Annotated in this window: 8 protein-coding genes; 2 read left to right on the plus strand and 6 right to left on the minus strand. The window is 62.0% G+C overall.

Annotated elements, in window-relative coordinates:
* Positions 1-104 precede the first annotated feature (104 nt).
* The 6 genes from BJQ17_RS28995 to BJQ17_RS29020 form a co-directional block, all read right to left on the minus strand.
* Entirely contained in the window at positions 105-1523 is a 1419-nt protein-coding gene (locus tag BJQ17_RS28995) for an amino acid permease (RefSeq protein ID WP_003254538.1), read from the minus strand.
* 638 nt (positions 1524-2161) lie between these two features.
* Complete coding sequence (rluB, locus tag BJQ17_RS29000; protein ID WP_003254539.1) at positions 2162-3229, minus strand: 23S rRNA pseudouridine(2605) synthase RluB; 1068 nt, start codon at positions 3227-3229, stop codon at positions 2162-2164.
* A gap of 265 nt (positions 3230-3494) precedes the next feature.
* The gene (scpB, locus tag BJQ17_RS29005; protein ID WP_070096971.1) at positions 3495-4262 is read right to left on the minus strand and encodes an SMC-Scp complex subunit ScpB; all 768 of its coding nucleotides are present in this window, start codon (positions 4260-4262) and stop codon (positions 3495-3497) included.
* Positions 4249-4989, minus strand: a complete 741-nt coding sequence (locus BJQ17_RS29010; RefSeq protein WP_175442769.1) for a ScpA family protein — start codon at positions 4987-4989, stop codon at positions 4249-4251. The genes scpB and BJQ17_RS29010 overlap by 14 nt, the downstream gene beginning before the upstream one ends.
* Before the next feature lie 110 nt (positions 4990-5099).
* Entirely contained in the window at positions 5100-5729 is a 630-nt protein-coding gene (locus tag BJQ17_RS29015) for an L-threonylcarbamoyladenylate synthase (protein WP_003254544.1), read from the minus strand.
* Between the two features lie 13 nt (positions 5730-5742).
* The gene (locus tag BJQ17_RS29020; protein WP_003254545.1) at positions 5743-6603 is read right to left on the minus strand and encodes a PHP domain-containing protein; all 861 of its coding nucleotides are present in this window, start codon (positions 6601-6603) and stop codon (positions 5743-5745) included.
* Positions 6604-6670: 67 nt separating this feature from the next.
* Here BJQ17_RS29020 and BJQ17_RS29025 point away from each other — a divergent pair, with 67 nt between their 5' ends.
* Both BJQ17_RS29025 and BJQ17_RS29030 read left to right on the plus strand, forming a co-directional pair.
* On the plus strand, positions 6671-7264 hold the full coding sequence (locus tag BJQ17_RS29025; RefSeq protein WP_003254547.1) for a septation protein A: 594 nt from the start codon (positions 6671-6673) through the stop codon (positions 7262-7264).
* Between the two features lies 1 nt (position 7265).
* Positions 7266-7565 carry a YciI family protein gene (locus BJQ17_RS29030; protein ID WP_003254549.1) on the plus strand — a complete coding sequence of 100 codons (300 nt, stop codon included), beginning with the start codon at positions 7266-7268 and terminating at the stop codon, positions 7563-7565.
* Positions 7566-7674: the final 109 nt, after the last annotated feature.

Raw genomic sequence — 7674 nt, forward strand, 5'->3', positions numbered from 1 at the left:
GGTCGTTGTAGGAGCGGGTTCACCCGCGAACAGGCCCGTACAGACAACAAAAAACCCGAAGCCAGCCACCTGACTCCGGGTTTTCGCATACCGCTTATGGCGCCTTACTTGGCCACAGTCTCAACAGCACCGCCCGCATTCACCTGGCGACGCGACTTGACCATGTACACCGCCAACATCGCAAGCAGCCACACCGGGATCGCATACACCGACACCTGGATGCCCGGGATCATCAGCATGATGCCCAGAATCAGCACCACGAAAGCCAGTACCACATAGTTGCCGTACGGGTACCACAGTGCCTTGAACAGCGGCTTCTGGCCGGTACGGTCGAGGTGCTGACGGAACTTCAGGTGCGAGTAGCTGATCATCGCCCAGTTGATCACCAGGGTGGCCACGACCAGCGACATCAGCAGCTCCAGCGCGTTTTGCGGCATCAGGTAGTTCAGCAGCACAGCGACGAAGGTCACGGCAGCCGACACCAGGATCGAACGCACTGGCACGCCCCGCTTGTCGACCTTGGCCAGCGACGCCGGGGCATCGCCCTGCTCGGCCATACCCAGCAGCATGCGGGCGTTGCAGTAGGTGCCACTGTTGTACACCGACAGCGCCGCAGTCAGCACCACGAAGTTCAGCAGGTTGGCAGCCACGTCACTGCCCAGCAGCGAGAACACTTGCACGAACGGGCTGCTGCCGTAGCTGCCACCCGAGGCGTCGATGCTGGCGACCAGGTTGTCCCACGGGGTCAGCGACAGCAGCACCACCAGGGCACCGACATAGAAGATCAGGATGCGGTAGATGACCTGGTTGATCGCTTTGGGGATCACGGTCTTTGGCTTGTCGGCCTCGGCGGCGGTGAAGCCGAGCATTTCCAGGCCACCAAAGGAAAACATGATGAAAGCCAAGGCCATTACCAGCCCGCTGACGCCGTTGGGGAAGAAACCGCCATGTGACCACAGGTTGGCCACGGTGGCTTCAGGGCCGCCGCTGCCGCTGGTCAGCAGGTAGGCACCCAGGCCGATCATGCTGACGATGGCGACCACTTTGATGATGGCGAACCAGAATTCGGCTTCACCGAAGAACTTCACGTTCATCAGGTTGATGGCGTTGATCAGCACGAAGAAGGCTGCCGCCGTGACCCAGGTGGGGATCTCCGGCCACCAGTAGTGAACATACTTGCCGACCGCCGAAAGCTCCGACATACCCACCAGGATATACAGCACCCAGCAGTTCCAGCCCGACAGGAAGCCGGCGAAACCACCCCAGTAGGTGTGGGCGAAATGGCTGAACGAGCCGGCCACCGGCTCTTCGACGATCATTTCACCCAGCTGGCGCATGATCATGAAGGCGATGAAGCCGCAGATGGCGTAGCCAAGAATCATCGACGGGCCGGCGGATTTCATCACGCCAGCCGAGCCGAGGAACAGGCCGGTACCAATCGCACCGCCGAGGGCGATCAACTGGATATGGCGGTTCTTCAGGCCCCGCTTTAGCTCGCCTGAATGCATGTTTTGTCCACTCATGAACGAAGTCACCTGCATTGTTTTTATCTGTGACGGAATCGGACCCACCGCGCTCGTGGCGCAGCGGAATGGGCAAGGTGGTTACCTTGGGTTTCTTGACCTCAGGTGCCGCCGGAGCAGGTCAACCAGGCGTGATCAAGAGTGCGCGGTACGCAAGAGGGTCACAGGTAAAACGCGGCGCACTGTATACCCCTGCAAACGCGCAGGCGTCAACGCGTTGCATCGTTTCCTCGGGAAAAAACGCAGCGTTCCTGTGGTACAGGCCTTCATAGGCGAAGTGATCGGCGTACATGGCGCCTCCATTTGTTGTTTTGTCAGCCCGGCTCTTTGGACGGGCTCCTGCACAAGGCAATGGCGGCTATAACACCGTGGGGACGGGGGTTTGGGCAAGGGTGGCTGGCGCCATGGCGACGGCTTTGGCACAGGGGCGCCGGCAAGGTTTGTTTACACGATCGGGCATGATCTGAAATGCGGACTGAAAACGGCTACATTCGTACAGATTTCTTTACAAGGCGGTTCAAGAACTTGCCAGTCGTCCGAAAAATTCTTTTTGTTCAATGTCTTGGGCTTGGTCCACATTCGCGCAGGCATAAAAAAACCAGCCCGAAGGCTGGTTCCTTGATAACCACACTGGCTTATCAGCCACGCGGCTTGCCGCGACCACGGCCTGCCGGCTTGTCGCCATCAGGTTTGCCCGGACGCTTGCGCATCTCGCTCGGGCGCTCAGCCACCGTGCTGCCACGGGTGGGTTTACGCGGCGCTTCTTCACGCGGCTGACGCGCAGGGCGTTCGCCAGTAGCGGCACCTTCGTGGGCCGGGCGCAGGTTGCGCACGCGCTCGCCACGGCCCAGCGGGCGGGTCGACTTGCGCTGCAGGCGCTCCATCTTGTCCTTGGCCTTGAGCTTCATGGCTGGCAGCGCGACCGGCTGCAGGCCCACTTCGGCGGCGAGGATGTCGATTTCGCCCTGGGTCATTTCGCGCCAGCGGCCCATCGGCAGGTCCGAATTGAGGAACACCGGGCCGAAACGCACACGCTTCAGGCGGCTGACCACCATGCCCTGGGATTCCCACAGGCGACGCACCTCACGGTTACGACCTTCCATCACCACGCAGTGGTACCAGTGGTTGAAGCCTTCGCCACCCGGTGCCTTCTGGATATCGGTGAACTTGGCCGGGCCGTCTTCCAGCATTACGCCGGCTTTCAGGCGCTCGATCATCTCGTCGTCGACTTCACCACGCACACGTACCGCGTACTCGCGGTCCATCTCGTAGGACGGGTGCATCAGGCGGTTGGCCAGCTCACCGTCGGTGGTGAACAGCAGCAAGCCAGTGGTGTTGATGTCGAGGCGGCCGATGTTGATCCAGCGGCCTTCTTTTGGCCGTGGCAAGCGATCGAACACGGTCGGGCGCCCTTCCGGGTCGTCACGGGTGCAGATTTCGCCGTCGGGTTTGTTGTACATGATCACCCGGCGGGTGGCCTCGGCGGCCTCCTCGCGCTTGATCAGCTTGCCGTCGACGGCGATGGCGTCGTGCAGGTCGACGCGCTGGCCAAGGGTGGCCTCGACGCCGTTGACCTTGATGCGACCCTGGCTGATCCAGGCCTCGACATCACGCCGCGAGCCTACGCCAATGCGCGCCAGCACTTTCTGCAGCTTTTCGCCGGATGGCGGGGTGATTTCGGTTTCTTTCAGGTCTTGCTCACTCATCTGGGCACCTCCCGGTGTAGGAATGAAAACAGGTTTCTGGCGACGAACGCGCCAAAAGGCCGCGCATCATACGCGGTTCATCAGGGGAACGCACTGGAGGGTAGAGGGTTTTGTGGGGCTGGGCATGATTTTCTGCCCAGTGGGCTTTGTGCTGACCTCTTCGCGGGCACGCCCGCTCCTACAGGTACGCGCAACCTTCGGGACCTGTGATACCCCTGTGGGAGCGGGCGTGCCCGCGAAGAGGCCAGCACAGGCAGCAGATCAATCAGGGCTGAGCCTTGATCTCCTCCTCCACCGGAGGCTCAGGCTCTTCTCCCCGCAGATCATCAAAATCGGTTTTCAAACCGTCTTCCATGGCATCCAGCTCCACCAACAGGCTACGGAAGCTGGTCTCCTCTTTCGGCTCACCAACCTCCTCTTCCCCAAGGCTGGCATCCGCCAACGCCTGCAGGTGCGCAGGCACCGGTGCATCATCCGGGTCAAGTTGCGGCTCTGGTTCCATTTCGCGCAGCTCGGCCAAGGCCGGCAGGTCCTCAAGGCTCTTGAGGTTGAAATGATCGAGAAACGCCTTGGTGGTGGCGAACATCGCCGGCCGGCCGGGCACTTCGCGGTAGCCGACCACGCGAATCCACTCGCGCTCCATCATGGTCTTGATGATATTGCTGTTCACCGCAACGCCCCGCACGTCCTCGATTTCACCACGGGTGATCGGCTGGCGGTAGGCAATCAGGGCCAGTGTCTCAAGCAGCGCTCGCGAGTAGCGCTGCGGGCGCTCTTCCCACAGGCGCCCGACCCAAGGGGCATAAACCTCGCGAATCTGCAGGCGATAGCCGCTGGCCACCTCCTTGAGCTCGAACGCACGCCCATTGCACGACTTGCCCAGCACCTCCAGGGCCTGCCTGAACACCTTGGGCTCGGGGCGCTCGGCTTCCTCGAACAGCTCGTACAGGCGCTCAAGGGATTGCGGCTTGCCCGAAGCGAGCAAGAAGGCTTCGATCAGCGACGCCAGGTCGCGGGGTTCATTCAGGTTCATCGGGTTCTTCAACTGGCGCCGGGCGAAGCCGCACGTGAATGGCGGCGAAAGATTCATTCTGCACAAGTTCGATCAGCGATTCCTTCACCAGTTCGAGAATGGCCATGAAGGTCACCACCACACCGAGCTTGCCCTCCTCGGCAGCAAACAGCGCGATGAACGGCACAAAGGCACCGCCCTTGAGACGCTCCAGCACCTGGCTCATGCGCTCGCGGGTGGACAAGGTCTCACGGGTGATCTGATGGCTTTCGAACAGGTCGTTGCGGCGCATCACCTCGGCCATGGACATCAGCAGCTCTTCCAGGCTGACCTGAGGCAACAGCTTGCGTACCTTGGCCTGCGGCGCTTCCAGGCGCGGCACCACCACCTCGCGCCCGACCCGTGGCAATTCGTCGATGCCCTCGGCGGCGGCCTTGAAGCGCTCGTACTCCTGCAGGCGGCGGATCAGCTCGGCGCGAGGGTCACCCTCCTCCTCCTCGACGTCGGCGGAACGCGGCAGCAGCATGCGTGACTTGATCTCGGCCAGCATGGCAGCCATCACCAGGTATTCGGCAGCCAGTTCAAGGCGCACGCTTTTCATCAGCTCCACATAGCCCATGTACTGCCGGGTGATCTCGGCCACAGGGATGTCGAGGATGTCGATATTCTGCTTGCGGATCAGGTACAGCAACAGGTCCAGCGGGCCTTCGAACGCTTCGAGGATGACTTCAAGGGCGTCCGGCGGGATGTACAGGTCCAGCGGCAGCTCGGTCAGGGCTTCGCCATAGACCAGCGCCAACTGCAGTTGCCGAGGCGCTTCGACCCGTTCGGCCGGCGCCTCAGGCGCTTCCAGCTGGCTCACGCGTTGACCAGGAACGGCGTGGGGTCGCCACAACCTTCGCGGATCAGTTCCGGCTCGTCGCCGGACAGGTCGATGATGGTCGACGCCTTGAGGTCGCCGAACCCGCCATCGATCACCAGGTCAACATGGTGCTCCAGCCGTTCACGGATCTCATAAGGGTCGGTCATCGGCTCGCTGTCGCCCGGCAGGATCAGGCTGACGCTCATCAGTGGCTCGCCCAACTCGGCCAGCAAGGCCAGGGTGATGGCGTGGTCCGGTACACGCAGCCCGATGGTGCGACGCTTATCATGCAACAGCAGACGCGGCACTTCACGCGTGCCGTTGAGAATGAAGGTGTAAGGCCCCGGTACATGCGCCTTCAGCATGCGGAAGGTGCCGGTGTCGACCTTGGCATACAACCCCAGTTGCGACATGTCGCAGCACATCAGGGTGAAGTTGTGCGTCTTGTCCAGCCCGCGCAGGCGCCGCACCCGCTCGATTGCCGACTTGTCGCCTATCTGGCAACCCAGCGCATAGGCCGAGTCCGTCGGATACACCACCACGCCCCCCTTGCGGATGATCTCGACGGCCTGTTTTATCAGGCGCGCCTGTGGGTTCTCCGGATGAATCTGGAAAAATTGGCTCACGTAATCGTCCTGTTCATAGCGCCAAAGGCTGTTCATGGCTGAATCGACGCCACAAAGGTGGCAGATCCTCGGGCAAAGGCCGATAGGCACCGATCTCGCCCCAGGTGCCGGGGCCGTGGAAGTCACTGCCAGCGCTTGCCAGCAGGCCGAACTCACGGGCAAGAATGGACATAGTGCCCACTTGCTCGGCAGGCATCATCCCGTTGACCACTTCAAGCGCCTGCCCTCCTGCCTGAATATAGTCGGCAATCAGCCGCCTGCGCTTGCTGCGGGTCAGGTCGTAGTGCATGGGATGCGCCAGGCTCACCCAGGCGTTGGACTGCCTCAGCGTGGCAACGGTTTCGTCGAGCGTCGGCCAGTGCTGCTTGACGTCGCCCAGTTTGCCGGCGCCCAGCCACTTGCGAAACGCTTCACCACGGTCCTTGACGTGCCCGGCACGCACCAGATATTCGGCAAAATGCGGGCGCGCCGGGGCGTTGCCGCTGTCACCCAGCTCGTGCTGCACGGCGCGCGCGCCTTCAAGCGTGCCGGGCATGCCCTTGGCCGCCAGCCGTTTGTCGATTTCTTCGGCACGCAGCCAGCGGCCGCGGTGCAACGCTTGAATCGCCGCCAGCAATGGCGGTGCGTCGAGCGGGAAATCATAGCCCAGCACGTGAATGGTCGCGCCGCCCCACGTGCAAGACAGCTCCACACCGCTGACCCAGCGCATACCCAGGTCAACGCAGGCCTGGCGCGCTTCGGGCAGGCCTTCGAGGGTGTCATGGTCGGTCAGCGCCAGCGCTTGCACCCCGTGTTCATGGGCCCGGGCAACCAGTACCGAAGGCGACAGGGCGCCGTCGGAGGCCGTGCTGTGACAGTGCAGATCAACATTCATGGAGGAGCGCTTTCGCTGGAATCGATGTTTGTTATTATGCCGTCACATCCCGATTCTGGCTGCCATTGTGAAACAATTCATCGATTTCATCCCGCTGCTGCTGTTCTTCATCGTCTACAAGCTCGACCCGCGCCCCATGGAAGTCGCCGGCCATCACTTCGAATTTGGCGGCATCTACAGCGCCACAGCCATGCTGATCATCAGCTCGCTGGTCGTGTACGGCGTATTGTTCCTGCGCCAGCGCAAGCTGGAAAAGGGCCAGTGGCTGACGCTGATCGCCTGCCTGGTGTTCGGTGGCCTGACCCTGACCTTTCACAGCGAGACCTTTCTCAAGTGGAAGGCTCCTGTCGTGAACTGGCTGTTCGCCCTGGGTTTTGCCGGCAGCCACTTCATCGGCGATCGGGTGCTGATCAAGCGCATCATGGGCCACGCCCTGACCCTGCCTGATGCCATCTGGACGCGCCTGAACCTGGCCTGGATCGCTTTCTTCCTGTTCTGCGGCGCGGCCAACCTGTTCGTCGCCTTTACCTTCCAGGACTTCTGGGTGGACTTCAAGGTGTTCGGCAGCCTGGGCATGACCGTGATCTTCCTGGTGGCGCAAGGCGTGTACCTGTCGCGCCACCTGCACGATGACCCTTCTACCTCCAAACCCAAGGATTGACATGCTCTACGCCATTATCGCCAGCGACGTCGCAAACTCCCTGGAAAAGCGCCTGGCTGCCCGCCCGGCGCACATCGAACGCCTGCAGCAGCTCAAGGCCGAAGGCCGCGTGGTGTTGGCCGGCCCGCACCCGGCCATCGACAGCAACGACCCGGGCGAAGCGGGTTTCAGCGGTAGCCTGATCGTTGCCGAATTCGAATCGCTGGCGGCGGCGCAGACCTGGGCCGATGCCGACCCGTACATCGCTGCCGGCGTGTACGACAAGGTTGTGGTCAAGCCGTTCAAGCAAGTGCTGCCTTGACCTGAGACGGCACGGCCTTCTTCGCTACACAAACCTTCGGATCTGTGCCATCGCCCGTAGGAGCGGGTTCACCCGCGAAGAGGCCGGGCCTGCTGGCCAATCTCCATCC

The sequence above is a fragment of the Pseudomonas sp. NBRC 111139 genome, from assembly GCF_001753955.1.
In the GTDB taxonomy this organism is placed as follows: domain Bacteria; phylum Pseudomonadota; class Gammaproteobacteria; order Pseudomonadales; family Pseudomonadaceae; genus Aquipseudomonas; species Aquipseudomonas alloputida.

Coding starts and splice junctions, on each gene's coding strand:
- BJQ17_RS28995 (WP_003254538.1), bottom strand. CDS start 1,523: ATGAGTGGACAAAACATGCATTCAGGCGAGCTAAAGCGGGGCCTGAAG.
- rluB (WP_003254539.1), bottom strand. CDS start 3,229: ATGAGTGAGCAAGACCTGAAAGAAACCGAAATCACCCCGCCATCCGGC.
- scpB (WP_070096971.1), bottom strand. CDS start 4,262: ATGAACCTGAATGAACCCCGCGACCTGGCGTCGCTGATCGAAGCCTTC.
- BJQ17_RS29020 (WP_003254545.1), bottom strand. CDS start 6,603: ATGAATGTTGATCTGCACTGTCACAGCACGGCCTCCGACGGCGCCCTG.
- BJQ17_RS29030 (WP_003254549.1), top strand. CDS start 7,266: ATGCTCTACGCCATTATCGCCAGCGACGTCGCAAACTCCCTGGAAAAG.